The sequence below is a fragment of the Streptomyces sp. TRD_SC_5 genome (assembly GCF_056836825.1).
Genome location: NZ_JBWZZS010000001.1, coordinates 5,722,643 through 5,749,162, shown reverse-complemented (window position 1 = coordinate 5,749,162; position 26,520 = coordinate 5,722,643). Strand labels below are relative to the sequence as shown.

20 protein-coding genes are annotated in these 26,520 nt (G+C 70.2%); 10 read left to right on the top strand and 10 right to left on the bottom strand.

The window, feature by feature from the left end; translation table 11 throughout:
* Positions 1-61: 61 nt before the first annotated feature.
* Positions 62-1,723: a PLL family lectin gene (locus AC1P0E_RS26400; protein ID WP_482745905.1), complete on the top strand. Its 1,662-nt coding sequence runs from the start codon at positions 62-64 to the stop codon at positions 1,721-1,723.
* A 111-nt stretch (positions 1,724-1,834) separates the two neighbouring features.
* Here the strand turns inward: AC1P0E_RS26400 and AC1P0E_RS26395 are convergent, their stop codons facing one another.
* A complete protein-coding gene (locus AC1P0E_RS26395; RefSeq protein ID WP_482744594.1) occupies positions 1,835-2,878 on the bottom strand; it encodes an alpha/beta hydrolase in 1,044 nt (347 codons plus the stop codon).
* Positions 2,879-2,951: 73 nt separating this feature from the next.
* Positions 2,952-5,414: a penicillin acylase family protein gene (locus AC1P0E_RS26390; RefSeq protein WP_482744593.1), complete on the bottom strand. Its 2,463-nt coding sequence runs from the start codon at positions 5,412-5,414 to the stop codon at positions 2,952-2,954.
* 234 nt (positions 5,415-5,648) lie between these two features.
* On the opposite strand from AC1P0E_RS26390, the gene AC1P0E_RS26385 reads away from it, so the two are divergent.
* The 7 genes from AC1P0E_RS26385 to AC1P0E_RS26355 all read left to right on the top strand — a co-directional run bounded on the left by AC1P0E_RS26385 (position 5,649) and on the right by AC1P0E_RS26355 (position 13,572).
* The gene (locus tag AC1P0E_RS26385; RefSeq protein WP_482744592.1) at positions 5,649-7,172 is read left to right on the top strand and encodes a DUF8189 domain-containing protein; all 1,524 of its coding nucleotides are present in this window, start codon (positions 5,649-5,651) and stop codon (positions 7,170-7,172) included.
* Positions 7,173-7,189: 17 nt separating this feature from the next.
* Positions 7,190-9,226: a DUF8189 domain-containing protein gene (locus AC1P0E_RS26380; RefSeq protein WP_482744591.1), complete on the top strand. Its 2,037-nt coding sequence runs from the start codon at positions 7,190-7,192 to the stop codon at positions 9,224-9,226.
* A gap of 246 nt (positions 9,227-9,472) precedes the next feature.
* Complete coding sequence (locus AC1P0E_RS26375) at positions 9,473-10,282, top strand: FHA domain-containing protein (RefSeq protein WP_482744590.1); 810 nt, start codon at positions 9,473-9,475, stop codon at positions 10,280-10,282.
* Positions 10,279-11,697 carry a serine/threonine-protein kinase gene (locus AC1P0E_RS26370; RefSeq protein ID WP_482744589.1) on the top strand — a complete coding sequence of 473 codons (1,419 nt, stop codon included), beginning with the start codon at positions 10,279-10,281 and terminating at the stop codon, positions 11,695-11,697. The genes AC1P0E_RS26375 and AC1P0E_RS26370 overlap by 4 nt, the downstream gene beginning before the upstream one ends.
* Positions 11,698-12,324: 627 nt before the next feature.
* On the top strand, positions 12,325-12,516 hold the full coding sequence (locus AC1P0E_RS26365) for a hypothetical protein (protein ID WP_482744588.1): 192 nt from the start codon (positions 12,325-12,327) through the stop codon (positions 12,514-12,516).
* A 49-nt stretch (positions 12,517-12,565) separates the two neighbouring features.
* Positions 12,566-13,009: a transposase gene (locus tag AC1P0E_RS26360; RefSeq protein WP_482744587.1), complete on the top strand. Its 444-nt coding sequence runs from the start codon at positions 12,566-12,568 to the stop codon at positions 13,007-13,009.
* Complete coding sequence (locus AC1P0E_RS26355; protein WP_482744586.1) at positions 12,919-13,572, top strand: IS5 family transposase; 654 nt, start codon at positions 12,919-12,921, stop codon at positions 13,570-13,572. The genes AC1P0E_RS26360 and AC1P0E_RS26355 overlap by 91 nt, the downstream gene beginning before the upstream one ends.
* Before the next feature lie 128 nt (positions 13,573-13,700).
* On the opposite strand, the gene AC1P0E_RS26350 is transcribed toward AC1P0E_RS26355, so the two are convergent.
* Both AC1P0E_RS26350 and AC1P0E_RS26345 read right to left on the bottom strand, forming a co-directional pair.
* On the bottom strand, positions 13,701-15,044 hold the full coding sequence (locus AC1P0E_RS26350) for an MFS transporter (RefSeq protein WP_482744585.1): 1,344 nt from the start codon (positions 15,042-15,044) through the stop codon (positions 13,701-13,703).
* Complete coding sequence (locus tag AC1P0E_RS26345; protein WP_482744584.1) at positions 15,041-18,394, bottom strand: AfsR/SARP family transcriptional regulator; 3,354 nt, start codon at positions 18,392-18,394, stop codon at positions 15,041-15,043. The genes AC1P0E_RS26350 and AC1P0E_RS26345 overlap by 4 nt, the downstream gene beginning before the upstream one ends.
* Positions 18,395-18,640: 246 nt before the next feature.
* On the opposite strand from AC1P0E_RS26345, the gene AC1P0E_RS26340 reads away from it, so the two are divergent.
* Entirely contained in the window at positions 18,641-19,306 is a 666-nt protein-coding gene (locus AC1P0E_RS26340) for a 4'-phosphopantetheinyl transferase family protein (protein ID WP_482744583.1), read from the top strand.
* Between the two features lie 296 nt (positions 19,307-19,602).
* On the opposite strand, the gene AC1P0E_RS26335 is transcribed toward AC1P0E_RS26340, so the two are convergent.
* On the bottom strand, positions 19,603-20,463 hold the full coding sequence (locus tag AC1P0E_RS26335) for an alpha/beta fold hydrolase (RefSeq protein ID WP_482744582.1): 861 nt from the start codon (positions 20,461-20,463) through the stop codon (positions 19,603-19,605).
* Positions 20,464-20,526: 63 nt separating this feature from the next.
* On the opposite strand from AC1P0E_RS26335, the gene AC1P0E_RS26330 reads away from it, so the two are divergent.
* Complete coding sequence (locus AC1P0E_RS26330; protein ID WP_482744581.1) at positions 20,527-21,060, top strand: cysteine hydrolase family protein; 534 nt, start codon at positions 20,527-20,529, stop codon at positions 21,058-21,060.
* A gap of 48 nt (positions 21,061-21,108) precedes the next feature.
* On the opposite strand, the gene AC1P0E_RS26325 is transcribed toward AC1P0E_RS26330, so the two are convergent.
* The 5 genes from AC1P0E_RS26325 to AC1P0E_RS26305 all read right to left on the bottom strand — a co-directional run bounded on the left by AC1P0E_RS26325 (position 21,109) and on the right by AC1P0E_RS26305 (position 26,516).
* On the bottom strand, positions 21,109-21,501 hold the full coding sequence (locus AC1P0E_RS26325; RefSeq protein WP_482744580.1) for a PPOX class F420-dependent oxidoreductase: 393 nt from the start codon (positions 21,499-21,501) through the stop codon (positions 21,109-21,111).
* On the bottom strand, positions 21,498-23,012 hold the full coding sequence (locus AC1P0E_RS26320) for an FAD-dependent monooxygenase (RefSeq protein WP_482744579.1): 1,515 nt from the start codon (positions 23,010-23,012) through the stop codon (positions 21,498-21,500). Before AC1P0E_RS26320 ends, AC1P0E_RS26325 begins: the two co-directional genes overlap by 4 nt.
* A complete protein-coding gene (locus AC1P0E_RS26315) occupies positions 23,009-24,580 on the bottom strand; it encodes an MFS transporter (protein WP_482744578.1) in 1,572 nt (523 codons plus the stop codon). The genes AC1P0E_RS26320 and AC1P0E_RS26315 overlap by 4 nt, the downstream gene beginning before the upstream one ends.
* Positions 24,581-24,667: 87 nt before the next feature.
* Positions 24,668-25,705 (bottom strand): beta-ketoacyl-[acyl-carrier-protein] synthase family protein, encoded by a 1,038-nt coding sequence (locus AC1P0E_RS26310; RefSeq protein ID WP_482744577.1) that lies wholly within the window; start codon positions 25,703-25,705, stop codon positions 24,668-24,670.
* Entirely contained in the window at positions 25,692-26,516 is an 825-nt protein-coding gene (locus tag AC1P0E_RS26305) for an HAD family hydrolase (RefSeq protein WP_482744576.1), read from the bottom strand. The genes AC1P0E_RS26310 and AC1P0E_RS26305 overlap by 14 nt, the downstream gene beginning before the upstream one ends.
* Between the last annotated feature and the right edge of the window lie 4 nt (positions 26,517-26,520).

Sequence of the window (26,520 nt, the reverse complement as noted above, 5' to 3'; positions counted from 1 at the left end):
TTCATCGGTGCCCTCCACTGTCGGCCGCCAACGACCGGAGTTCTCGACGGAGGGGCACACTATGGAAAGAACCGGTTTATACCGCGTATTGACCAGACTGGCCTGGGTGGCCGGTATCTGGGCGCTGGTCATCGGGATGACCGCCTCGGTCGCCGTCGCCCGACCCGGCCCTGATCCGCGGCCGGGCGACGACCGGTACGGCGTCTCCCGGTACTTCAGTGGTCCACAAGGCTTGGCCATTCCGACCGCGCCATGTGATCCGGCCGGTCCCTCGGCCACCGACGGCATCATGGCCGACCAGCTCAACCCGCAACTCAATGCGAAGATGGCCGGCTATCTCAACGCGTACAAGATGTCCTGCGCGCGGATGGTCACACAGGCGGTGAAGGACCGCGGGCTCAGCCCGAAGGCGGCGGCGATCGCCATCGCCACGATCATCGTGGAAACCAGCATGAACAACTACTCCCAGGCCGTCGACCACACCAGCATCGGACTGTTCCAGCAGCAGGACTGGTGGGGCAGTCGCGAGCAGCGCCTGAACCCGGCCTACGCCACCAACGCCTTCTTCAACGCGGCGGACAAGGTGTATCCGGGCGGCTCGTGGAACAACGCGCCGATCGGCGAGGTGTGCTGGCGCGTGCAGCAACCGCGAGAGGACCTGCGCCACCTGTACGGGATCGAGGCGGGCGACGCCACACTGATCGCCAACGCGCTGTGGGCCGGTACGAGCAGCGGTCCCAAGCACCCGTACGGTTCCGGCCGGGTCGTGTCCGGGCGTTCCGTGGACGGACGCCTCGAGGCGTTCGCCGCCGGCTCCGACGGCGTGTACCACTCGTGGCAGACCGCGGTGAACGGCGCTTGGTCCCCGTGGCGGCTCGCGGGCGGTCCGCGCAACGCCCAGCTGGCGGTGGCGTCCAACGCGGACGGCCGACTGGAGGTGTTCGCGCTGTCGGACAGTACGTTCGATCACATGTGGCAGACCGGGCCCAGTGCCGGGTGGTCCGCCTGGGAGAACTTCGGAACCGGGGGGCACCGACTGGCGGCGGGCAACAACGCCGACGGCCGGATCGAAGTGTTCGCCTCCAACGCCGAAGGGGTGTTCCACCGCTGGCAGACCGCGCCCAGCGGCGGATGGGCGGGCTGGGAAGGCACCCGCGGCGGCCCGGTCAACGCGCGACTCGCCATGGAGAACGCGCCCGACGGACGGCTCGAGGTCTTCGCGCTGTCCGACTCGACGTTCGAGCACCTCAACCAGACCGGTGTCAACGGTGGTTGGTCCTCCTGGGAGAACTTCGGCACCGGAGGACGTGCCGTCACCGCCAGCTACAACCAGGACGGCAGACTCGAGGTGTTCGCCTCCAACGCCGAGGGGGTGTTCCATCGCTGGCAGACCAGCCCGACCTCATGGTCCGCGTGGGCCGACACCGGCGGGATCCCCCAGGCCGAGCTGGCCACGTCGCGGACGGTTGACGGGCGGGTGGAAGTGTTCGCGATCAACGGCACCACCGCGAGCCATGCCTGGCAGACCGGCCCGAACGCGGGGTTGTCGCAGTGGGAGAACTTTGGTGGCGGCGGCACGTCGGTCGGCGCGAGCAACAACGCCGACGGCCGCATCGAAGTGTTCGGCACCAGCCCCGCCGGTGTCTATCACCGGTGGCAGACCGGCTTCGCCACCTGGTCGGAATGGGCCTGGCTGAACGATGCCGGCCCCGCGATCACCTAGCCGTCGTCGTGGCTGGGGCCCCGATCCGGGAATGAAAGCTCCGGAACGCGCTCCCGCCGTCGTCCCGCAGACCGCGCCGGCGGCGGGCGGGACGACGGCGGGCCCTTGCCGTCAGGCGGCGAATTCCCTTTCCAGCCTGGGGATCAGGTCCCGCAGGTCCTGTTCCCAGCAGCCTGCGTTGTGGCCGCCGTTGCACTGGGTGCCCCATCCGGCCCCGTCACCGTAGTTGACGTAGTAGTAGGACATGCGCAGAGCGTCCATGGCGGCCTTGACATTCTTGGCCGCGCCCGCGACCCAGAACTCCGGCTCGAGGGGCGAGCCGCCTCCGTCGCCCACGTAGACGGAGACCTTCACTCCGCCCTTGGCCAGTCTGTCCATGTGCTGTGACGGGTCGACCTCGTTCCAGCGCCAGTCCGCGTTGAACACCGGGTAGGGCGAACCGAACGCGGCGTCACTGTCCACAGCGGGCTTGTAGGAAGAGTTCTTGGGGTCGCAGAATCCGGACGCCGAGCCGCAGGCCGCGCCCTCCGCGTCGATGAGGGTGGCGACGACGGCCAGCCGGAGGTCCATGGACCTGGCCGACATGTCGATGTCTCCTGACAGGGACGCGGTGTGGCTGAACAGGTCGGGACGGACCTGGGCGTAGCGGAAGGCGCCGAAGCCGCCCATGGAGATGCCGGCGATAGCCCTGGCCTTCTTGGTGGCGATGGTCCGCAGATTCGCGTCGATGAACGGAACCACCTGCTTGAGGTGGAAGTTCTCCCAGTTCTGCGCACCGGCCGCGGTCTTCTGGTTGAGCCAGTTGGCGTACCAGCCCCGAGCGCCGCCGTCCGGGATGACGGTGATCATCTGATCGGACATCGACAGCGCCGGATAGGTCTGCTGAACCGGATCGTCAGGCGAACCGTGCAGGAAGTACAGCACCGGGTAGCGCCGGTCCGGAGCGTCGTAGTAGCCGCTCGGCAGAATTATCTTGATGTGCTGCTCGCCCGCGACCTCGGGTGTGGTCACGGTCAGGTAGAAGTTAGTGGCACTTCCCGTCGCCGCGCCGACCTGGGTCAGGCCGAAGCCGTTCGCCATCGGCGGCGGCCTGGTGTCTTTGTCGGCGGCCTGTACCGAACCCGTCGGCGCGACCACCGCCACGGCGGCGAGCATCCACGCCACCGCAAGTCGCCGCCAATGCGCTCTTCTTGTCACTGCGTTCCCCTTTGTGAGGTTGTCTGCATTCTCAGTTCAAAACCTTGGTCCGCAATTCCGGTGAAGCCGCGATCTGGTCCTCCGTGAACCGCTCGGTCACCCACGTGCCGGCCGAGAACAACTTGGTCTGGTCGGCGTAGTGCGACGAATTCGGATTGGCCGACTGGGAGTAGGCCATGACGGAGGACGCCTGCGGCGGACCGTCGGCGGTGAACCGCACCTGCTGGACGAAGCTTGATCCGTAGACGATGTCCAGTTTTCCGTCGACCTGGCCGGGAGTGATCACGTTCAGCACACCGAGTTGGCTGATCGAGCCGTGGATCGGGATCTGCTCACCGCCGCGGGTGACCTTCTGGATGTCCGACAGTGGGGCGTTGAGTGGAATGCCCGCCTTGCGCAGTGCGAGGACGGCTCGACCGAACGCCTCACGGACGGCGGAGCTGCCGGAGTCCAGCGAATTGGGCGTGTGCACCGGATCCTTGGCATCGAAAGGCACCCGCCACGGCAGCTTTTCCACCCCCTGGCCATTGAGCAGGAGGGACCAATAGTTCGCAAAGAGCCAGGACCCCCGGCTGTCCGCCGTGTAGTCGTGGCTCTTCCAGGCCGCCAGGATCGGACATGCCTCGCTCACGTTGACCAGGTTGCCGTCCACCAGGATGAGCCCGAACGGAGCGTTCTGACACATCGCCACCGTGGCGTTGAGGGCCAGGTCGGCCGCCCTGCTGTTGTCGGCGAACAGCAACTTCCCCATGGTCTCCGGTGTGAAGCCCTTGCCCGGCAGACCGTCGGTGCCGCTGATGCGGTTCTGCGCGGTCAGGATGAGCTCCTGGGTACGCAGCGACCGGGGCGCCGAGGTGTCACCCATCACCCGCGGGAAGGCCAGCGGCTCCTCGGGATTGGCCAGCCAGGCACTGTCGTTGGCGTTGCCCACGAAGTCGGACCGGATCAGGCGCGGTTGCTTGTGCGGGTCCAGCAGGCCCGGCGCGGCCGCGTTCGGGTCCTCGGGCCAGTCGCACGCGCTGCGTTTGCCGTCGAGGATGGAGATCGGTGGCACATTCGGCAGCCGCAGTGACTGGTTGAACAGCAGCTGACCGGTCTGCGTGAGGCATGATCGCGCGTGCTCGTCGGTGATGTTCGGGGTGGCCTGGATGCCCGCGTACAGCGCGTTGCCCTTGCGGTCGGAGGCGACAGTGTTGAAGAAGGGGACGCCCTGCGTGGTCTCCAGGGTGTTCACCACGTCATGGACGTCCGTGGCCTGGTTGAGCCGGAACCAGCTGTTCAGCGCCCGCAGATTGTCCATGTTCACATCGCGTACCGCGTGCGCGCTGACCACCCACGGCAGCGGGACGCCCTGCATCGATGTGGTGATCGGGCCGTAGCGGGTGGACCACAACGTCCTGGTGACCCTGGACAGGGAGCCGTCCGGCTGCCGCACGTCGACCCCGACCCGCTGCGAGGACATCTGCTCCCAGGCGCCGTCCACCAGGTATTTGGTGGGGTTCAGCGGATCCACCTGTACGTCGAACAGCCCGAACGGGGCCACCGTGGCGATCGTATGGCTCCAGGCCACGTTCTCGTTGTAGCCGATGTTGACCGCGGGGAATCCCAGGAGACTGGCCCCGGAGACGTTGGTCTTGCCCGGGATCGTCAGCTGGCTCTGCCACATCCGGTTCTTGCCCTGCCACGGGAAGTGCGGGTTGGCCAGCAGCATGCTGGTGCCACCGGACACACCCTGTGAGCCGACCGCCAACGCGTTGCTGCCCATGCTCTGTTCACGGCTCACCGCCATCGCGTCGCGGATCTTCGCGGCGGTCTTCGCGGGTGAGGACGCCGGCTGCGCGGCGGGCGAGGCCCCCGGGGGTGCGGCGTTCACCTGGCCGTCCAGCAGCGCGTCGGCGCTGCCCATGATGATTTCAGCATGCGCGTGGCGGTAGACGTCCAGCTCCGTGATGGGCCGCACCCAGGCCGCACCGCGGCAGGCCGGGTCGCTGATGTTGTTCACGCCGGTCTCGGTCAGGTACCTGTTGTATCCCTGGACATAGCCGCGAATGGCTTCCTTGACCTCCGGCTCCGGTCCGTCGGGAGCGGGCTTGTCGAGGAGCCGCTCCACCACCCCGTTGTCCTTGATGCGCTGGAAGTACAGGTCGCTGTTGAGGTTGGTGGTGGTGTTCTGGTTCTGGCCGGGACTTGCCCTGCCGTCGGGCCCCAGGTGGCGGGACCTCTGGGCGTTGACCATCAGATAGGTGTCGGCCAGGGTGCAGATGTTGTCCTTGGCCGCCGCGTATCCGTAGCCCGTTCCCAGCCCCTCCCAGTTCGAGGCGATGATGTGCGGAATTCCGTACTCGGTGTAGCGGATCATCGGCTTGTCAGGCCCCGGTCCGTCGTCGGCGGCCACGCCCGTGGCCGCCGACCCGGTGGCCGCCAGCGAGCTCATCACCGCCACAGCGGCCATGACCGCCATCGGCAGCCTCGCTCTGTATCTCCTGCGTGCCATCGCAGTCCTTCCCCCTGTCGTACGGGCCGTCGTCTGAACGCGGCCACGCTAAGGAGAACCGATGAAATCTCGATGACCAGCGACAACGGACGGTTAGCCGACGTGATCGCGCCTGTCAGTCCGTAACCTTCCGGGGTCTTTCGGGCCCGCGCTGTTGCTAGCTTCCGTACCGCCCGTCCGCACGACCCCAACCGTCCATCCCACTCACCCCGACTGCCAAGGGGAGGAGGACTCGTGCTTCCAGGGCCTTCCCGACACGCACTGACCTGGGTTCTCGCATTGACAGCCGCCCTGCTGCTGCCGACGCTGCTGCCCGCGGCTCCGGCCGCGGCCGCCCGGACCACCGCCGTCGCCGCCACCGCGGCCTGCCCGGCCACCGGTATGGTCTCCCAGCACTTCCACAGCCGCCACAACGGCGTCGACATCGCCAGCGCCGTCGGAACGCCGATCTACGCCGTCGGCGACGGCGAGGTGACCATCTCCGGGTACACCGGCGACTACGGCCAGTGGATCCGGATCCTGCACCCCGACGGGAGGATCTCCGAATACGGGCACATGGTGCGGCGGGACGTCTCCGTCGGCGACCGCGTCGCGGCCGGCCAGCAGATCGCCCTGATGGGCTCCGAGGGGAACTCCACCGGCCCCCACCTGCATCTGCGGATCTGGGAAGACCGGTCCACCTCCTACGGCATCGACCCCGAGGTCTACCTCGCGGAGCGTGGCGTGATCCTGCCCTGCACCCCGGGCACCGGCCCGCGGCCCAAACCGCCGGTGTATCCATCGGAGTCGGGCCGGGTCGTGTCGGCCCGGTCGGCGGACGGGCGCCTTGAGGTGTTCGCCGCCGCAGCCGACGGCATTCACCACGCCTGGCAGCAGGAGGCCAACGGGGACTGGTCGGAATGGGAATCGCTCGGCGGGCCCGGCAACGCCGAACTCGCCCTCGCGCCGAACGCCGACGGCCGCTTGGAACTGTTCGCCATCAACGGGAGCACCTTCCAGCACCGCTGGCAGTCGAGCCCGGCCGGCGGCTGGTCGGGATGGGAGTCCTTTGGCCTTGGCGGCCGGGACACCGCGGCCGGCGTCAACGCCGACGGCCGCATCGAGGTCTACGCCTCGGGCCCGGCCGGGCTCTTCCACCGGTATCAAGTCACCCCGAACGGGGGCTGGTCGGAATGGGAATCCGCAGGCGGTGGCCCCGCCGACAGCCGGGTGGAGATGGGGAAGACACCCGACGGACGCCTGGAGGTCTTCGCTCTCAATGGCGCCACCTTCCAGCACCGGTACCAGAGCGCCCCCAACGGCGGCTGGTCCTCGTGGACCGGATTCGGCGAAGGGGGCCGGGACCTAACGGTCGACCACAACGCCGACGGCCGCCTGGAGGTCTTCGCCTCCGGCCCGGTCGGCGTCTTCCACAGGTACCAAACCAGCCCGTCCAGTTGGTCGGAGTGGGAACCGGTGGGCGGCCCCGCCGACTCACAGCTCACCAGTGAGCGCACCCCCGACGGCCGCGTCGAAGTCTTCGCCATGAACGGCACCACCGCCATGCACATCTGGCAGACCGCCGTGAACGCCCCTTACAGCGACTGGGCGTCCTTCGGCACCGGCGGCACCGAGGTCACCGCCGCCGCCAACGCCGACGGCCGCATCGAGGTCTTCGGTACCAGCAACACCGGCACCTTCCACAAATGGCAGACCGGCTTCGCCACCTGGTCCGGCTGGATCTGGCTCAACAACTCCGCCGGCCCCGCGGTCGACTGACCCCTGTGAAGGAACTCATGCTTCCGATCAGCAGACGGAGCCTGCTGCGCGGTGCGGCCGGCGCCGGCGCCCTCCCGTTCCCGTTCCTGGGCGCCGGCCCGGCCGGCGCCGCGGCCTCCGAGGACGCCCCGCCCCCTCAACGGGTCGGCGCGGGACCCTTCACGTACGTCTACGACCCGTCCACCTCCGCGGGCCCCCGGTATCTCAACGACCACACGCTGATCGAGGCTCAGGGCCGTTGGCACCTGTTCGGCATCGTCGGCAACAGCGCGCCGCGCGGCGAATCCCCGGACAGCGCGGAGGAGATCTCCTTCGCCCACGCCTCCGCGCCGAGCCCGCACGGGCCGTGGACCAGCCACCCCGACGCGCTCACCGTCGACCCGTCCTACTTCGGTGAGGAACACCTGTGGGCGCCCCACGTCGTCGAGGCGGGCGGCAGGTTCTGGATGTTCTACGCCGCGGGCGGCGCGAATGGCGCGGCAGTCAACCTCGCCACGTCGACCGACCTGTTCACCTGGACCCGCGAGCCGTCCGGCCCGCTGTTCCGGGGGCTCGCGGCGCGTGACCCGATGGTGCTGCGATTGGGCGGTGAGTGGGTCATGTACTACACCGAACTCTCCGGCCGGGGCGGCCGCCATGTCGTGGCCTACCGGCGTTCCGCCGACCTGCTGCACTGGAGCGACCCGGGCGTCGCGTTCACCGACGCAAGCACGGACGCGACCGTCTCGGTCACCGAGTCGCCGTACGTCGTCGAACGAGACGGCTGGTACTACCTGTTCATCGGCCCGCGCAACGGCTACGAGGGCACCGACGTCCTCGCGTCGCAAAACCCGTTCCGTTTCGAGCTCGCCGGATACGCGGGGCATGTGCCCGGTCACGCCGTCGAGGTGGTCCACGATGGGGAGAGCTGGTACGCCAGCGCCGCGGGCTGGTTCCGCAACGGGCTGTACATGGCGCCCCTGACCTGGCAGGACACGCCACCGCCGTGGCAGAGCCCCGACAACCCGGTGGCCGCTCTCGACGTGGACGACCGCCTGACGGTGTTCGCACTCGACGCCACCGACCGCGCGATGCTGCGGCGTGTCCAGCTCGACCCGCGCACGGACAGCTGGTCGGAGTGGGAGCCCTTCGGGGGGCCCGCCGGTGCGGTTCCCACGCTGGGCCGCACCACCGACAACAGGCTAGAGGTGTTCTCGCTCGCCCCGGGCGGCGTCAACCTGCACCATCGGGTGCAGCGGCCGGACGGCGGCTGGTACGACTGGGAGGAGTTCGGCGGCCCGGCCGGTGCCGCCCCCGCCGTCGCCCGCGACGCCAAAGGCCGGCTGGAGGTCTTCGCCCTGAGCCCCGGTGGCGCCTCCGTCGCGCGGCGACGGCAGAGGACGGCCGGGTCCCGGGCCTGGGACCCGTGGGAGCCCGGATTCGGCGGGGCGGCGGGCGCGCCACCGGTGGTCGCGGCGAACGCCGACGGCCGGCTGGAGGTCTTCACCCTCGCTCCCGGCGGCTCGGGCATCGACCACCGCTGGCAGGAAGCGCCGGGCGGCCCCTGGACCGCGTCATGGCACCGGTTCGGCACCGCGGCCGGCGCCGCGCCCCGGGTGGCCAGGGACGGCATCGGCCGGCTCACCGTCGCCGCGATCGGACCGTCGGGCGTGGGCACCTTCGTCCGGCGGCAGACCGTGCCGAGCGGCGGCTGGGGCGAGTGGCTGCCGCTGTTCGGCTGGAGCGCCGCCGCCCCGGCGTTCGCCGTCAACGCCGACGGCCGGCTGGAGGCGTTCTCCCTGACACCCGGCGGCGCCCGGCTCGGCCACCGCTGGCAGGTCGCCCCCGGCGGGGATACGCACCCCGGCGCGGAGTTCGGCGAGCCCGGCGTCCGGCTCGTCGCCACGCCCACGGCGGCGCCCGACGCCGCCGGGCGGCTGCACGTTTTCGCGGTCACCGCCGCGGGCCGGATGCGAACTCGCGTCCAGGCCCGGCCCAATGGCGGGTGGCAGCCGTGGACGGCCTTCGGAGACCGCACGGTCGCGCCCCTGGTGTCGGGCAGCCCCACCCTGTGAGCGGAGCGTGCGAATCTCGCCAAGTGCACGGGGCCTCGGCGGTTCATCAGCGCCGCCGCTCCCCCTGACCGGCGCTCCTGCCCTCCCCGTTCCGTGACTTTCCCCACTGTGCGCGGTCGGGAACGAGGTATCCACGGCCCCGGGCGGCCGACTGCGGTGATGTGGCCGAAGTACGCCGGTGAATGCCCCTGAGAGATGAGTATCGTTCCGCTGGTCGAACAAGCGACGCGGGGAACGGGGGCAGCGGTGAGCGGCGTAATCGTCCATCTGCCACAGGGAAGCGGTGGCGCCGACGGCGGCGAACCGCACGGTAACGCGGTGACGTTGCGGCTGGGCCCCGGCGAGATCGCCCGCTTCGGACGGGGTTCCACGGCGATCCCCGTCGAGCTGCGCCTCGACGACCCGGCGATCTCCCGGCTCGCCGGGGAGATCCGGGTGACCGAGGACCACTGGCAGCTGACCAACCACAGCACCACCCACAGCTATCTCGTGGAGAACCCGGAGGGAGCGGGGGAATACCTGAGGGTTCCGCCGCGACGGGTCGGGGCGTCGATCCCGTTCGAGTTCTCACGCGTCGTGCTGCCCACACGCGGAGACGTCACGATCTCCTTCCAGGTGTTCGCTCCCGACCACGTCTACCTGGACCCGGAGGCCATGGGTGTCCCCTGGGGCAACAGGACGGTCACCGCGTACTCCCTGGACGAGACCGCCACGTACTTCCTCGTCCTGGTCGCGCTCTGCGAACCGCGGCTGCGCGACCAGTCGCGTGTGGCGGTCCCCACCACTCCCCAGGTCGTCGAGCGGCTCAGGGGGCACAACACGTGTGGTGAGCTGACCGCGCGGGCGGTCAGCTCACACATCGACTACCTCGCCGAGGAGAAGCTGCGCATCGGCGTCCCGGACGCCCACGCGCCCGGCAGGGGCGACCGCCGTAACGGCAAGCGGGAGGAGATCGTCGGGCTGGCGCTGCGGTTCGGGCTCGTACGGGAGGAGCACCTCGCGCTGTTGCCGCGTCCGGCAGGGGCCGGCGGGCGGGAGCGGCAGGCCGCACGATGAGACCGCCGCACGGCCCGGGGGGCACCACGGAGTGGGACCGGGCGGACCTGCTCCCGGCCGGCTATCGGGTCGGAAACTGGGCGGTCACCCAGCTGATCGGTGCCGGGGGGTGGTCCACGGTGTACGCGGCGCGGCCCGCCGGCGGACACCCGGACCGGACCGGCGGGACCACCACGCCCCCGGGCCCCACCGACGTCGCGCTCAAAATCATGCCGACCGCCGGGCTCGCGCCGCGCCAGGCGCGCAGGATCGTGGAATCCGCCCACCGCGAGGTCGAACTCGGGCGCAGGGCCGGCCATCCCCGGCTGATCGGCCTGCTGGAGTCGTTCGTTCTCGCCGCACCCGACCGCCCCGCCCTGGAGGGCGCAATCGTGCTGGTCATGGAACGGGCCGCAGGCAGCCTGCGAGAACTGATCGACGCGGGGGTGCCCGACGCCGATCGCGGCCGGCTGATCGCGGGCATCTGCGAGGGACTCGCCCATCTCCACCGGACGGGTTGGGTCCACGCGGACCTCAAGCCGGAGAACGTCCTGTTGGGCAGCGACCGCTCCGTGAAACTCTCGGACTTCGGCCTCACCACCGAGCTGACGGGGACACACGGGTACGCGCCTCCCATGGGCACCCTGGACTACTTCCCGCCCGAGCGCTGGAGGGCGCCCCTGGGCGAACTCGGCGTGCGGGTCCGGCCGACCGCGGACATCTGGGCGCTGGGCATCGTCATCCACGAGGTGTTCGCGTCCGGCGGCTCACCGTTCGCCGGGGCCACACCCGTGGCGCGGGGCGCCGCGGTCCAGGAGTACGGCGAGGGGCGTGCGCCGCTGCGCATGGACCACGCCGTGCCGCCGTTCTGGCGCGCGCTGGCCGCCGACTGCCTCGCCCCGACCCACGAGACCCGCGCGCCCCACACCGCCGAGAGCCTGCTCGCCCGTATCGCCGCCCACCAGGAGACACCCGAGGCGGGGGCGGGACGGCTGGGCGGACGGACCCGCGCCGCCGTCCTGGCCACCGCGCTGTGCGGGATCGTCGGCGCGACCCTGTGCTCAGACTCGGTACGGGCGACCTCGGCCGCGCCGCCCGGCCGTGCGGGCGCCACGACGCCCGGCACCATCCGGGTGTATAACGCGGAGCGGGGCTGCCAGGAGCGGGCCGACCGGGACCCGCGGTGCAGCTTGGGTCTGGCGATCGATCCCGTGCAGCCCTACACCGCCGAGAACGTCGTACCGACCAGGGTGTGGCACGGCGACGTTCTCACCGCCGACTGCCAGGTGCCCGACGGGGAGCCCATCATCGACGAGGAGGACCGGCGGTCCACCCGCTGGTTCCGCGTCCGCCTCCCGGCCGGCTCCAAGCCCCCCACGGCCTGGCTCCCCGCCGTACGCACCAAGGAACGCCCCGCGCTGCCGGAGTGCCTCTAGTCCCATACTTCGCGGGTCGTTGATTCGTATGGCGTTGGTCCGGTTGTGTCGACAACTTTCCGGTCCCTGCGGCAACGCTCCCAGCGCCAGCGCCCTGAGTGCATGGTGACGTCAGTGGTGGAGAAGCGTCCGGGCGCTCCGCCTGTCGCTGCCGGGTTTTTTGCGCCGGCTGGATGTGGCTGGGGTCGTTGATGAGGTGGGTCCGGGCGGCGCGAGCGCATCTGGCGCACGGACAGGTCGTCGAGGCGCTGGTGGTCAATCGGCTGCCCTCGCCCGCACCACTGGCGCGGGTCGGGACTGGGCGAGGACCTGGGCAGCGGAGGAGGTCTTCGGCATCACACCGGACCTGCTCAACGATGACCGTCTGGCCCGCACGCTGGACGCAATCGCCCCGAAGCTGGAGGTCATCGCGGGCACCGTCGGTGCCCAGGCGATAACCGAGTTCGGGGTCGACGTCTCCCGGCTGCACTGGGACATGACCAGCATGTCCGTCCATGCCGCCTGCCCTGTCGAGGACCAGGACGAGCAGTACCCGCTCATCGGCTGCAACGGGCATCCCAAGGACCGGTGCCTGGTCCTGAAACAGGTCCAGGCCGGGCTCGCGGTGTTCCCGACGGCGGTATCCCCGTGTACTCCCGCGTTTTCAGCGGCGCCGCGGCCGAGGTCCGCCAGGTCGTCGGAGCGATGAACAACCTGAAGGCGATGGCCGCCACCCACGAGTTCTTGATGGTCACCGACTCCAAGCTGGTGTCCTACTCCAACATCACCGCCCTGCTGGAGGCCGGGGTGGAGTTCATCGCGCACAGGATCCGGATCTAGGTCCTGTGTGCTGTTGTGATCAGTTGCTGGGTTCTGCCTTCTTCGTGGGGTGGAACCCGGTAGGACATTGGTTGCGACACGCAGGCAACTGACCGATGCTCAGTGGAAGTTCATCGAGCCCTACCTGCCGATCGGCAGGTTCGGGCCCGTACCCCGAACGGCTGCGGGAACAGTTCGAGGGGTGATCTGGCGGTTCCGGTCCAGCGGCCAGTGGCGGGAGATGCCCTCCGAGTTCGGTCCCTGGGCCACCGTCTACGGGCGCTTCCGGGTCTGGCGGGTTGCCGGCGTCTTCCAGGCCTTGCTGGAGGGCGTGGTCGCCGAGGCCGCGCGGCAGGGTGAAACCGACTTATCGCTGGTCAGCGTGGTTCCACGACTGCTCGCGCCCACCACGACGCCGCCGGGATGCGCGTCGACAAGGACCTCATGGAGGCCCTGGAACGGAACGGACAGGCCGAGCGTCGACGCGTCCGTCGACGACGCAAGCTCCGCCTGAAAGAAGCCTTGCTCGGCAGGTCTCGGGGTGGGCTGAGCAGCAAGGTTCATCTCGCCGCGGACCGCAAGTGTCGTCCACTCGCGTTCGTCCTGACCGCCGGGCAGGCCGCGGACAGCCCGCAGTTCATCCCGGTGCTCAAGAAAGTGCGGGTACGCCTGCCAGTCGGCCGTCCCCGCACCAGGCCCGGCGCGGTCGCCGCGGACAAGGCCTATTCGTCCTGCGGCAACCGCTCCTACCTGCGCAAACGCGGCATCAAGGCAGGCATCCCGGAGAAGCAGGACCAGGCAGCCAACCGGAAGAGAAGGGGCGCGCGAGGCGGCCGGCCCATCAGCCACGACACTGATCTCTACAAGGAACGGAACACCGTCGAGCGCCTGATCAAGAAGCTGAAGGCCTGGCGGGGCATCGCCACACGCTACGACAAGGCAACCGAAAGCTACCTCGCCGGACTCCACCTCCGCGCCTCAATGATCCGGATCGACGACCTCCTGAAAAGCCACCCAGATCACAACTTCACACAGGCCCTAGCCCCCACCGCGCTGCCTCACCCTGACCAGAGCTGAAAGAGCGTCGGGTAGACCTGCCCTCTGGGACTTTTCTGGGACTTCGGCCGCGTCAACGAGCACGAGCGTGAAACAGCCGAAATGCCATCTGCGCAGGTCAGCCACGCGAATCCGCCCAGCGTGCCAGGTCACAGGGCTGACTGGTCTCTTCCGCGACATCTGACCGACGAAGGCCGAAGGCCGACGGCCGCCAGGTCCACGTCCTTCGTCTCCCGGTACCGGAAGAACGAGACGGTGCTGATCAGGCACAGCACCACGACGTACCACCGGTACCAGGAGGCGTGTCCGTGTGCGGCGAGGTACTCGATCAGGTAAGGCGCCGTACCGCCGAACAGGGCCACCGTCAGCGCGTACGGCAGGCCGACGCCGCTCGTGCGCACCGGCGTCGGGAACATCTCCAGCATCGCCGACGGCGCGGCCGCCGCGTAGCAGCCGAACAACAGCAGCGCCGCCGTCATCACCACGCCCAGCCGCACCGCCGAGTCCGACAGGAGCCCGAAGAGCAACGGCGACAGACACGCGAACCCGCCGCCGAACACCAGCAGCAGCGGACGGCGCCCGAACCGGTCGGCTGCCATGCCGAAGAACGGAAGCGCGGCCATGAACACCACCTGCGCGACGACGGCGGCCCACAGCGCGGAGTTCGCCGGTACGCCGTACTGGAGTTGGGCGTACAGCGGCAGATACGAGGCGAAGGTGTAGTAGACGACGGTCGCGCCCAGCGTGAAACCGACCACGCGGGCGGCAGCGCGCGGGTGTGTACGCAGCACCTGCCTCGCCGCGTTGCGGGGCCGCTCCCGTGCCGCGTCGAAGACGGGTGTCTCGCGCAACCGGCCGCGCAGGTACCAGCCGTACACGGCGAGCAGCGCGCCGAGCGCGAAGGGCACCCGCCAGCCCCAGCTTCCCAGTTGGGCGGGGGTGAGCGTGTGGTGCAGCAGCAGCGCGAGCAGCGTGGCCGCGAGCGTGCCGAGGGTGGTGCTGATGTAGACGGCGCTGGAGTACAGGCCGCGGCGCCCGCGCGGCGCGATCTCGTTCACGTACGTGCTCATCGCCGCGCCCTCACCGCCCGCGGACAGCCCCTGCAGCGCCCTGGCCACCACCAGCAGCACCGGGGCCAGTACGCCGATCGTCTTGTAGGGCGGGGCGAGCGCGATCAAAAGGCTGCCACCCGCCATCATCAGCAGGGACAGCCGCAGCGCGGCGCTCCGGCCGTTGCGGTCGCAGTACGCGCCGATCAGCGCCCCGCCGATCGGCCGGAACAAGAATCCGACGGCGAACACCGACAGGGTCCGCAGTACGTTCGTGGTGGCATCACCCGACGGATAGAAGTGCGGGCCGAGCAGCGCGGCGAACGTCACGAACGTGGCCCATTCGAACCACTCCATGGCGTTGCCGATGGAGGCGACCACCACCGGCCGGAGCCGGTCCCGCCGCACGGATACGCGACTCGCCTCCACTTCGAGGCTCTTCACGATGCGGTCCTCTCGTGTCGTGAGCGTGTGGCGGTTGTGGTGCCGAGCCGTGCGCGTACGTCCTCGGCCTCGGCGACGCCGATATCGGTGAACGCCTCCAGGGCCTGGGTCCAGTAGTCCCGCGCCCGCGGGTGGTCGCCGTCGAACGTGGCGACGGTGCCGAGGACGTGCTGGGCCCTGGCGATGTTCAGACGCTGCGCGGTCGGCTGCGACAGGGCGAGCGCCAGCTGTGCGCACTCCTCGGCGCGGTGCGGGTCACCCAGACTCAGATAGAGCGGGGCCAGTTCCAGGAGGACCTTGCTGCGGGCGATGTGGTTCACGCTCCCCTCGGCGAGGGAGCGGGCCGCCTCGGCGTGCCCGGCGGCGTCCTCACGGCCCAGCAGGCCGTCGGTGACGGCCATGCGGGCCAGCGCGTACGCCTCACCGGCGACGTAGCCGATCTGCCGGGCTCCGTCGAGCGCGGTGGCCGCGTAACGGGCCGACCCCGGCAGCGAGTCCAGGCCCGCGCTGATGGCCGACAACAGGCACAGGGTCTCCACCTCATAGGTGCGGTCGCCGCACTCCTGGAAGGAGTTCAGCGCCCGCTGCGCCGAGTCGAGCGCGGTCTCGTGCCGGCCGATGTCCAGGTCGACCAGGGCGAGCCCGTACAGCGAGATGCTCCTGTCGTACGAGGAATCGATGGACTCGGACACCTTCAGCGCCCGGGTGAAACAGGACCGCGCCTCGGACAGCTCTCCGGCGGCCTGACGCACCAGGCCCAGGTTGCGCAGGCTGTACGAGCTGATGTGGTGCAGGCCGAGGCCGCTCGCGGTGGCCAGCGACGCGGTGAGGCACTCGGTGGCCTGCGCCATGTCGCCCCGCGTCCAGTGGATGAACCCCAGCAGGCCCTGGGTGGTGGCCTCGAGCCGGGGTGACCGGATGCTGTGCGCGACGTCGAGCGCCTGCCGTGCGGCATCCTCGGCCCGCGCGCCCCGGCCCAGGCTGAGATGGGCGAGGCTCATGTTGTTGAGCGTGGCGGCGACCTCCTCGGCCATGCCGAGCCGGTCGTGCAGCGCGAGGCTCTTCTCCTGGTGCGCGATGGCCTGCTCGTAGTCGCCGAGCGTGTTGTGGAGGTTGGCGAGGCTGCGGTGCATGGCCGCGATGCCGCGCTCGTCGCGGTGGGTGTCGGCGGCGAACAGGCCGATGCGGGTGGTCTCCCGCCATTCGGTGCGGTACTTGCCCGTCCAGAAGAAGCCGCGCAGCGCGTCGGCCAGGTGCCAGGTCAGGTGGTGCGGGCCGTGGGTGCCGAAGTAGCGCACACAGGCCACCAGATTGCGCCGCTCGGCCAGCAGCCAGGCCATCGCGTGGCTCGCGTTCGGGAACTGCGGCGCGTCGAACGTCGCCTTCGGCCGCTCCGGCTGGGCGAGCCGCACGAACTCCGAGTAGAGGACGTCGGCCGCGGCGCAGGCGCCCGCGAGGTACCACTGGCCGAGCCGCTCGAGGGCCTCGTCCCGCTCCCGCGCGGAGTGCTCGGCGAGCGCGCGGTCCTGCGCGTACTCGCGCAGCAGGTCATGGAACTGGTAGCGGCCGGGGGCGGGTTGCTGCAACAGGCTCGCCGTCTCCAGGCGGCTCAGACGGGTCCGCGCCTGCGCCTCGCTGACGTCAGCGAGCACCGAGACGGCGGCGGGGGTGAAGTCGGAGCCGGGGAAGAGCCCGGCGAGGCGGAAGACCGCGCGGTCGTCCGGGGTCAACGCGTCGTACGACAAAGCGATGGCCGTGGAGACGGCGGACGTGGTGTCGCCGTCGACGGACAGGGCGGCGAGGCGGTTCCCGCGCCGCAGACTCGCCAGGTAGTCCTCGGTCTGCCCGCCCGGCGCGCTGATCAGGTTCGCCGCGGCGATCCGCAGCGCGAGCGGCAGGCAGGAGCACAGGGCGACGACTTCGCGTACGACGTCCGGCTCGATCGCCACCGCGGCCTGCCGCATCATGGCGGTGACCAGCTCGGCCGACTCCCGCGGGCTGAGCGTGCCGACACGGATCACCTGGGCGCCGTGCGTGACCGCGAGTGAGCGCAACTGCCGCCTGCTGGTGATCAGTACGGAGCATCCCGCGTCCCCGGGGATGAGCGGCAGCACCTGCTCGACGCTGGACGCGTTGTCCAGCACCACCAGCACGCTCTTCCCGGTCAGCTTCGACCGGTAGAGGTTGGCCTGTTCGACCGGGTCGACCGGGATCTGGTCCGCCGGCACGCCGAGGCTGCGCAGGAATTGCGAGAGCACCTGGTCGGGCGGGAGCGGCGTGTGCGCCCTGCCCTGTTCGTAGCCGCGCAGGTTGACGTACAACTGCCCGTCCGGGAACGCGCCCCGCACCCGGCTGCCCAGCCAGACCGCGAGCGCCGTCTTGCCGACGCCGGGCGGTCCGGACAGGACCACGACGGGGACGCCGGTACGGTCCGGCGCCGGCGGAAGCATCGTCTCGAGCCGGTCGACGACATCGTCCCTGCCGACGAATCCCATGGCCAGGGGCGGGAGTTGCGCGGGCACCGTGACGGCCACGCCGACGCCGGGGCGCGGCCCGTTCGGGGCAGCGAGGGCGGGGTCCGATTCGAGGATGCCGGTGTGCAGGGCGCGCAGCCGCTCGCCGGGTTCGACGCCGAGCTGCTCGTCCAGTCCGCGGCGGGCCTGCTGGTAGACGTCCAGCGCCTCCGCCTGCCGCCCCGAGCGGTACAGGGCCAGCATCAGCAGGCTCCAGAAGTTCTCCCTTAAGGGATTGTCCAGGGCGGCAGCGCGCAGGTCCTTCACCAGCTGCCCGTGCCTGCCGAGGTGGAGTTCGGTCTCGAAGTACGCCTCCAGCGCGCCGAGCCGCTCGTCCTCCAGGGCCGGGGACTCGTCCCGCCGCAGCGAGTCCGACGGTATGTCCGCGAGCGGCGCGCCCCGCCAGGCTCTCAGCGCCTCGGCCAGCAACCGCGCCCGCTCCTCCGGCGTCTCGGTCTGCCGCGCGAGCCGGACCAGGCGGCGGAACCGCGTGAGGTCCAGGTCCGTGTCGGCCACGTCGATCCGGTAGCCGCCGGCCGCGGTCTGCACCAGGTCCGCGTCGCCGAGCAGCATCCGCAGCCGCCGTACGTACGTGTGCAGTGTTCCGCGTGGATTCGACGGCTTGGGGTCGTCCCACAGCCAGTCGGCGAGACGGTCGTTGTCGACGACCTCGCCGGACCGCAGCAGCAGCGCCGCCAACAGGACCCGGAGCTTCCCGGAATCAATTGCTATTTCTTTGCCGTCGACGTAAGCGGAGAGCGTCCCGAGTATCCCGAAGTCATTCCCGGCGCGACGTGCCGGGACGCTCGGCGATGGGACGAATTCGTTTCGTTCCATGCAGTTCTTGCCATCCCCCGTAGGCGTGTGCACAGCTTCCCCGCGCTCACGCGCCGCTTCATTGCCGCAGCGCGAGCATGGGGAATCTTCAGTTGTGCGCTTGCCACCCTAAGCGATGCCGAAGACAGGCCGGGGGCGTCGCCTCGCTCGATGGGTCACATGATATGGTCCGCCGCGGCCGCAGCTGAACGGCGGCCCATATCGGGGGACTTGGTGATCGAAAGACTGCTGCCGAGAAGTGTTGCGGTGGCCGAGGACGTCAGTGACGCGCCCGGCGACGAAAGTGCCCTCTCGCCGGCCGAACGGGCCCTGATCGAGGCGGCGTTGCCCGAGCGGAGGGCCCAGTTCGCCGCCGGACGCTGCTGCGCGCGCCGTGCGATGGAGCTGCTCGGCGAGGAGCCGCGCCCCGTGCCGGCCGACGCGACGGGGGCTCCGGTCTGGCCGTCGGGACTGGTGGGGAGCATTACGCACTGCCGGGGGTACCGGGCCGCGGTGCTCGGCCGCCGCGCCGATGTCACGGCGCTCGGCATCGACGCCGAGCCGAACCTGGGGCTGCGTGAGGGCGTCCTGGAGCTTGTCTCGTCCGCCGCGGAGCGGGCACGGTTACCGCAGTTGGCGGCGGCCCTGCCCCAGGTCCACGTGGACCGGTTGCTGTTCAGCGCCAAGGAAGCGGCCTACAAGGCGTGGTATCCATTGCACGGGATCCGGCTGGGTTTCCGAGATGCGGAACTCACGTTGTCCGGACGGTCCGGTGCCAATGGCGTCGGTGATTCCGGGGACTTGGCAGAGGGGAACTTCCGGGTCCGCTTGAGTGGGCGCAGTGGTGCGGCGAGGGAATTTCGCCAGGAAGTGCTCCACGGCCGCTGGGCGGTACGGGATTTCCTCATCATGACGGCTGTTGCGCGGGAGTGACGGGCTCGTCACGGACTTTCGGCGGTTTAATTTTTCCGGAATTTTTGTTCAATGCGCAACCGTACTCACGCGGTGCCGGTGAACCAGGCGATAGTCGTCGTCAGCGGATCCGACAAGGACGCCTCGTTAAAGTCGTAAGAGGGGCGCCGGCTGCGCAGCGCCTGGAGGAAACCGCTTTCCGTTTCCCGGCTCCCCGTGTCGGGACTCACCCGCATCCTCGGCTGTATGCGCGAGGGGGTGGTCCTGCCGGTCCTGCCGGTTGCGTGACGCATCACAGTCTCCTTCGTACGCGACATTCATGTCCTGCGCAGATGGCCGACGACCAGCGAGCTGATGGTCGACGACCAGTGGGGCGGGAAGATGTGGCCCATGGCGGCGATCCGCCACAGGCGTGCGTGCGGGATCACCCGGCGGAGTTCCTCGCCGTGCTCCAGGGGGAAGACGGGGTCCCGCTCGCCGTGCACGACGAGCGTCGGTACGTCGAGGGTGGCGATCCGGCCGGTGAGCGGGGGCGTGCGGTCCAGGGCCGTCGCATGGCGCCAGGCGGTGTCGGGGCCGTAGTCGCGGTCCTTCACGCGCCTGACCAGATCGACCCAGTACGTCCGGTCGAACGGTACGGAGGGCCCGACCAGCACCTGCCAGCCGTCGACGGCCGCGGCCAGACGCTCCTCGGGCCCCTGGGGCGGAGACGCGGCGAGCCGGGCGACGTGCTCCAGCATCGGCCGGCGCGGACCGGGCAGTCCGGTGCGCGGCGGCAGCTGTACGTCACCGTTCGCGTCCGGGGAACTGGACAGCAGCACCAGCGACCGAACGAGTTCCGGCCGGTCGAGCGCGAGCAGCTGGGCCACCATGCCGCCGACGGACTGACCCGCCACGTGCGCCGAGCCGAGTCCGAGCCCCACGATCACGTCGGCGGCGTCCGCGGCGAGCGTCGACAGGTCGTACTCGTCGTCGGACTTCCCCGACCTGCCGGTGTCCCGGTGGTCGTAACGCACCACGCGGTACCCGTCCTTGGCGATCAGCCGGCACAGCTCGTCCGGCCACACGATGCCCGGTGCCGTGCCGCCCATCACCAACAGCACCGCCGGATCGCTGCGACTGCCGAACGTCTCCGTCCACAGCCGCAGACCGTCCCGCGTCGCGATTCGCCTCTCCATTGGGCTGTCTTTCCCCTTGGTAGGGTGCGGTGGACCGCTGATCATCCGTCTTGGGGGAACTGAATGACCCGCGCACGCACGGCAATTGTCCTGGTTGATCTGCAGCGGTGGATCGTCGACATGCCGTGGCAGCCGGTGGGCGGCGACGTCGTGGCCGACGCCTGCGGAAGGCTGCGCGAGCACTTCGCGAACACCGGCTCCTCGTCCGTCGTACTCGTCCGGTACGTACGGGAGGACGGCGCCGACGGCGGCATCGGCGCCGCCCCCAACCAGCTTGTCCCCGGTTTCGAACCGCGTACCGGCGAGCACCTGGTGACCAAGCACGGCCTCGATGCCTTCGAGGGCACCGACCTCCACGCCCGGTTGCGCGGCGAAGGCGTCACGGAGGTCGTCATCGCCGGACTGTCCACCGCCCACGGCGTCGCGTCCACCGCCGCGGCGGCGCTGCGTCTGGGCTACGGGGTGGTAGTCGTGTCCGACGCCACGGCCAGCGTGGACGAGGCACAGCACCGCGAGACACTCGACCGCCTCACCGCGCTCGGCGCGGGCACCGCCGTGGTCGCGGACCTGGTGACCGCGAAGGCCGGCGGCAACTGACCCTCACGGCCCGGCAGTGCGGGCGTGGGCCGGCCTCGGCCGGCCGGGTCACTGGTAGCTGACCCCGCTGGGCTTGACCACGTACACGATGCGGTGCGCGACGTCCGGCGGCGGGCCGTCCAGCTTCATGCCGTACCGCTCCGCGAGCTGCGCGAAGAACTCGCCGGACGAGTCGTCGTCGATCCGGACCACTTCGCCGCGGATCTCCAGGTAGCGGTACGGCTGCTCCGGGTCGTTGACCGACACCGCGACATGCGGGTCGGCCGTGATGTTCTTGTACTTGTAGCGGACCGTCGTGTTGGTGAACCGAACGTACTCGCCGTCCCAGGAGAACCACATCGGGTTCACCTGCGGCCCGCCGCCCGCTGCCCGGATGGTGGCCAGATGACCGAAGAGCGGCCGCTCCAGCAGATCCTTGTGACTGTCCGGAATAAGACTCATGCCGTGTGTTCCTTCACTTTCTCCAGTTTGTCCTGCCGGGTACCGAGCAGGGGATGGAACAGGTCCGTCAGTCGTGTGCGCATCGTGGCGGCGTCCTTGGCGATCCAGTCCACGTGACCGTCCGGCCGGGCGAGGACGAGCGCGGGCTTCCCCCGGCGCGCCTCGGTGCGGACGTCGAGTACCGCGTCGAGCCGGTCCGCGCACCACCGGGTCAGCTCCCGCACCGACGCGTCCTGCTGCCCTGTGAGGATCAACGTGTGCCGGAGATCGTCGAGTTCGTTCCGCTGCGGCAGCGGCACCAGTGCGCCGGGCACGAAACCGGCCGTCTTCCTTCCGGCCGAGGGTTCGGTCCGGTACTTGGTCCGCAGACCGGCGAGCCACGGTATGTACGCCAGGTCGAAGAGGCGCAGGCCCGACGCGACCCGCAACAGGTTGTCGCGCAGGACGACCTGGTGGCCCTTGCGCAGCAGCCACAGCTTCGTCTGCACGTCGGCCTGGCGCACTACGGCGCGCGCCACGTCCCCGCGCTCGCTCACATACGTGTCGAGCAGGCGCTCGGCGCTGTGCCCACGCCACACGAGAGCGAGCTTCCACGCCAGGTTGTGGGCGTCGTTGACACCGGTGTTGAGGCCCTGCCCGCCGGCCGGGCTGTGGATGTGCGCGGCGTCGCCGATCAGAAAGACCCGGCCGGACCGGGTGGAGTCGGCGTGCCGCGCGTGCACGTTGAAGACGCTGATCCAGTCGGGGTCGCTCAGCCGGATACCGCCGGGCCCGCGCTCGTCGACCAGGCTCTGCACCATGGCCAGGTCGACGTCCTCCTGGCTGACCCCGGGAGGCGCCGAGGTGAAGACGCGCCAGCGGCCGTCGGGCAGTCCGCAGGCCACCAGAATGCCCCGAGGTGAGCAGAAGTAGTGCGTCATGCGGTGGTCGAAGCGGGTGTCGACCCTCACGTCCGCGACTACGAACCGCAGTTCGTAGGTGGACCCCTCGAAGCCGATGCCGAGCCGGCCGCGGACGGTGCTGCCGGCCCCGTCCGCCCCGATGACGTACGCGAAATCCTCCTCGCGCTCCGTGCCCTCCGGGTGGCACAGCCGGACCCGTACCCGGTCGTCGAGCTGCTCGACGTCCAGCAGCTCGGTCCCCCACCGCACACTGCCCCCGACCGAGGCGAGGTTGGTACGCAGGACCTCCTCGATGTCCGGCTGCGGGCAGATCAGCGGCCGGGTCGCCGGCTTGTAGCGGAGGTCGGCGATGACCTTGCCGGCGGAGTAGTACCGCATCTGCGACTGGGGCAGCGCACGAGCGGCGAGCAGGTCCTGGCCGCCGACCCGGTGGATCAGCTCGACGGTCCGCGGCCACAGGCCCAGCGCCTTCGAAAGCGTGCTGGGTCCTTCGGCCTTGTCCACGCAGCGGACCGGTACACCACGCCGGGTGAGTTCGGTCGCCGCGGTGAGCCCGGCCGGTCCCGCGCCCACGACCAGCACGGGCAATGTACTCGCGGGACTGGTCATACGGTCGCCTCCTCGCCGACGGCTTCGGCGGGCGCGGCCGGCCGGGCGGCGCGCTCGCGCAGCATCACGCTCACCAGCACGGCGCTCGCGGCGCAGATGGCGACGACCACCCACAGCACCAGGTGCAGGCCGTCCGTGTAGCTCCCGGTGAGCAGGGCGAAGAAGTCGGAGCGGGCGGAACCGGTGACGGTGTCGGCCGCTCCGGCCAGGTCGCCACTGATCACGCGGTCGGCCACGCCGCCCGCGTCGACGCCGTTCGCGCCCTCGATTCCGGACAGGCCGTCGGAGATGTGCGAGCGGGCCGAGTTGAGCAGCACGGCGCTCATCACGGCGATGGCGAACGCCTCTCCGGCCAGCCGCATCGTGTTGAAGAGACCGGCTGCGGAACCTGCCTTCGTCGGCTGCACGGAGGTGATCGCCGCGCCGTCCACCAGACCGGCCGTCATGCCCATCGAGATGCCGAGCAGCAGCAGCGGACCGGCCAGCGCCACCAGCGACACGTCCGGCCCGATCAGGGTGAGCCAGCCCGCGCCCACCGCGGCGACCACGAGGCTCAGAGTGAGGATGAGCCGGGTGGACACGCCGCTCTTGACCAGCTTGCCGACGACCAGCGGAACCATCAGGACCGGCAGGGTGAGCAGCAGCATCGTGGCGCCCGAGGCGTTCGCGCTCATCCCCGCGACCGAGGTGAAGTACGTGGGCAGCAGCACGAGCATGCACACGAAGCTGAAGGACAGGGCGACGGGAATCAGCGAAACCGCCATGAACCGGCCGTGCTTGAGGAGCGAAAGATCGATCATGGGCTGCCGCTGGCGCAGTTCGACGGCGGCGAACAGTGCCATCAGTACGATCGCCGCGGCGAACAGCAGCAGTGTCGTACCGCTCGTCCAGCCCTGCTGCGGCCCCTGAACGACGGCGAACATCAGGCAGAACAGGGACAACGTGAACGTGGTGATGCCGACCCAGTCGACCTTCGTCGCGGCGGGGTTCTTCGACTCGGGCATCAGCGGCACCGCGACGAGCACGAGCACCGAAATGATCAGATGCGAGAAGAACACCGAACGCCAGCCGAAGGAGCCGACGAGCAGACCCGCGGTCGACGGGCCGAGTGCCAGACCGGCACCGGCCGACGAGCCGAGGATCGCGAAGGCCCGCGCCTGGGCGGCCCCCTCGAACGTCGTGGCCAGTATCGCGGCACCCGAGGTCATCACCGCCGCGGCCCCGAGCCCGGCGAGCGCACGCGACACGTCCAGCACCACGATGCTCGACGTCACCGCGCTGACCAGGGTCGACGCGGCGAACAGGACGGTACCGCCGGCGAACATCCGTCGGCGGCCCACGATGTCCGCGAGCGAGCCGCAGCCAAGCATGAAGCAGGCGAAGGCAAGGTTGTAGGCGTTGACCACCCACTGCAGCGGGGCAAGGCCCACGTGCAGATCGGAGCTGATCTCCGGAAGGGCGACGGAGGTACCGGTCAGCGAGGCGGGCAGGACCAGGACGGCGAGACAGACAGCGACAAGCGTCAGTGTCGGATTGCCGCGACCGGTGTCCGGACGAGCCGTGCTCATGGAACATCCCCTTTCAGGGGCTTGATGGAGGTATTGGTATAGACAGGGTTACGGGTGGAGTCAGCGGGCGGCCGGGCGAACCGGGGCTCAGCGGGCGGGCCGGGCGACGACCGCGCAGGTGAAGCCGAAGCCTCCGCCCGCAGAGATGGTGAGGGCGATCTCGCCCGGCGCGAGCAGCTCCTGCTCGCGAATGTCCGTCAGGTTCGCCGCCATGTCACCGGCTCCCAAGTGGCCTGTGCGGCGGCCGAGTTCGACGACCCTTGCCTTGGTCAGGCCCTCGACCGCCGGGTGATACGTCTCGCGGCGGACCTTGATGCCCACTCTGGGGAGGGCGAGGACACGGATGCGGGGGTCGTCGATGTCGATGCCGGCCTCCTCCAGCGCGGTCGTGACGATGCCGCGCAGCGCCGTGTTCACCTCGGTGTAGAAGCCGTCGAGGCCGACATCGTTGATGAATGCCTTCTTGGTGCGCTTGACGTCGATCCGGTCGCTGATCCACCGGCTCGCCGGGGTGAACTCGTCCCGCCCGCGGTGCAGCCCCTCGGCCGCCGAGACGGCGGCGCTGGACAGGCCCAGCAGCGTGAACTCGTCGACGGAGTCGTCCCGTTCGTGCAGCAGGACCGCCGTAGCCCCGTCACCGTAGAAGACGCCGTAGTCGCCCGCCCAGCGGTCGAAGCCCTCGTCGGGGAAACGGTCGCCGGTGGTAACGAGCGCGGTGACAGTGGAGGGGTCGGCCAGCAGCCGGGACGCGGCCGCCTCCAGTGCGGTGCCGCCGCCGTTGCACATCACCTGGATGCCCAGCGGGACGCCGCGCACCGCGCCGACCCGGTGCGCCACGTAGTGCGCGGGCGACCAGAAGTCGTGCCCCTGGTGGTGGATCCAGGCGTGCGCGGTGAAGCCGAGGCCGGCGCCGTCCCAGCCCGCCGCGGCGAGCGCGCCGCGCGCCGCCTCCACCGCCATGTCCGGCGCCGAGACCGTTCCCGAGACGGGGACCTCGGTGACGCCGGTGTTCGCCAGATCCTCCTCGCCGATCCTGCCGCGTGCGAGGGCGTCCTGGGCGGCCTCGACGGTCACCGGCAGCCACGTTCTGACGGCCCGGATCCCCAGCCCGTTACCGAGTCGCATGTGTGAGTTCCTCCGTGCTCGACGTGGATGGAGCGGGTGAGGTTTCCGAAGAGGGGGCGGCCGGGTGTCCGGCCGGGGCCGCAGCGGCAGTCCCCTGCGCCGCCGCTGCGGGCCCGGCGGTCCCGCGCAATCGGATCCAGCCGAACCGGTCGGCGTGTTCGGCGAGCACCGGGTCGTTTCCGACGACCCCCGCACCGCCCACGCAGGTCAGCAGAGGCAGGTCCGACGCATGGTCTCCGTACGCGACGCACTGCTCGGGACGTGCGCCCGACCGGTCCATCAGGGCGCGGGCGGCCGTGGCCTTCGCCGCGCCGATCATCGCGGTAGGCACCTCGCCCGTGTACCGGCCCGCGGCCGCCTCGGGCTCGCTGCACAGCACGTGGTCCGCGCCGAGGTGCTCCGCAATCGGGTCGAGGCAGGCGCGGAACGAGCCCGAGACGAGCGCGACCTGATATCCCTCGGCCTGGAGCCGGCGCAGTTCGCGTACGACGTCCTGGTGGAGGAAGCCGTCCCGCTGCCGCTCGCGGGCGAACCAGCGGCGCCCGCTCTCGGCGACGACTTTCTGTTCCGCCCCCGCGAAGTTGCGGTAGTAGGCGCGGTTGGTCTCCTCGCGGGGCGCGCCGGCCCGCGCCGCACGCGTCAACTCCCCCGCCGCCGCGCGGTACCGGTCCGGATCGGCGAGGTGGAACTCCAGAAAGGAGAACATGCTCTTGAGGTCGATGAGCGTCTCGTCGACATCGAAGAACGCGATCCGGACGGGCAGTTCACCCGTGGCCCCGGCGGTGTCGCTCATGCGCTCGGTACCTGTCATGAGC

Excerpts from the sequence above, each read along its gene's own strand:
- AC1P0E_RS26400 (WP_482745905.1), top strand. The coding sequence starts at position 62 with ATGGAAAGAACCGGTTTATACCGCGTATTGACCAGACTGGCCTGGGTG.
- AC1P0E_RS26395 (WP_482744594.1), bottom strand. The coding sequence starts at position 2,878 with ATGCTCGCCGCCGTGGCGGTGGTCGCGCCGACGGGTTCGGTACAGGCC.
- AC1P0E_RS26390 (WP_482744593.1), bottom strand. The coding sequence starts at position 5,414 with ATGGCACGCAGGAGATACAGAGCGAGGCTGCCGATGGCGGTCATGGCC.
- AC1P0E_RS26380 (WP_482744591.1), top strand. The coding sequence starts at position 7,190 with ATGCTTCCGATCAGCAGACGGAGCCTGCTGCGCGGTGCGGCCGGCGCC.
- AC1P0E_RS26370 (WP_482744589.1), top strand. The coding sequence starts at position 10,279 with ATGAGACCGCCGCACGGCCCGGGGGGCACCACGGAGTGGGACCGGGCG.
- AC1P0E_RS26355 (WP_482744586.1), top strand. The coding sequence starts at position 12,919 with ATGCGCGTCGACAAGGACCTCATGGAGGCCCTGGAACGGAACGGACAG.
- AC1P0E_RS26345 (WP_482744584.1), bottom strand. The coding sequence starts at position 18,394 with ATGGAACGAAACGAATTCGTCCCATCGCCGAGCGTCCCGGCACGTCGC.
- AC1P0E_RS26335 (WP_482744582.1), bottom strand. The coding sequence starts at position 20,463 with ATGGAGAGGCGAATCGCGACGCGGGACGGTCTGCGGCTGTGGACGGAG.
- AC1P0E_RS26330 (WP_482744581.1), top strand. The coding sequence starts at position 20,527 with ATGACCCGCGCACGCACGGCAATTGTCCTGGTTGATCTGCAGCGGTGG.
- AC1P0E_RS26325 (WP_482744580.1), bottom strand. The coding sequence starts at position 21,501 with ATGAGTCTTATTCCGGACAGTCACAAGGATCTGCTGGAGCGGCCGCTC.
- AC1P0E_RS26320 (WP_482744579.1), bottom strand. The coding sequence starts at position 23,012 with ATGACCAGTCCCGCGAGTACATTGCCCGTGCTGGTCGTGGGCGCGGGA.
- AC1P0E_RS26315 (WP_482744578.1), bottom strand. The coding sequence starts at position 24,580 with ATGAGCACGGCTCGTCCGGACACCGGTCGCGGCAATCCGACACTGACG.
- AC1P0E_RS26310 (WP_482744577.1), bottom strand. The coding sequence starts at position 25,705 with ATGCGACTCGGTAACGGGCTGGGGATCCGGGCCGTCAGAACGTGGCTG.
- AC1P0E_RS26305 (WP_482744576.1), bottom strand. The coding sequence starts at position 26,516 with ATGACAGGTACCGAGCGCATGAGCGACACCGCCGGGGCCACGGGTGAA.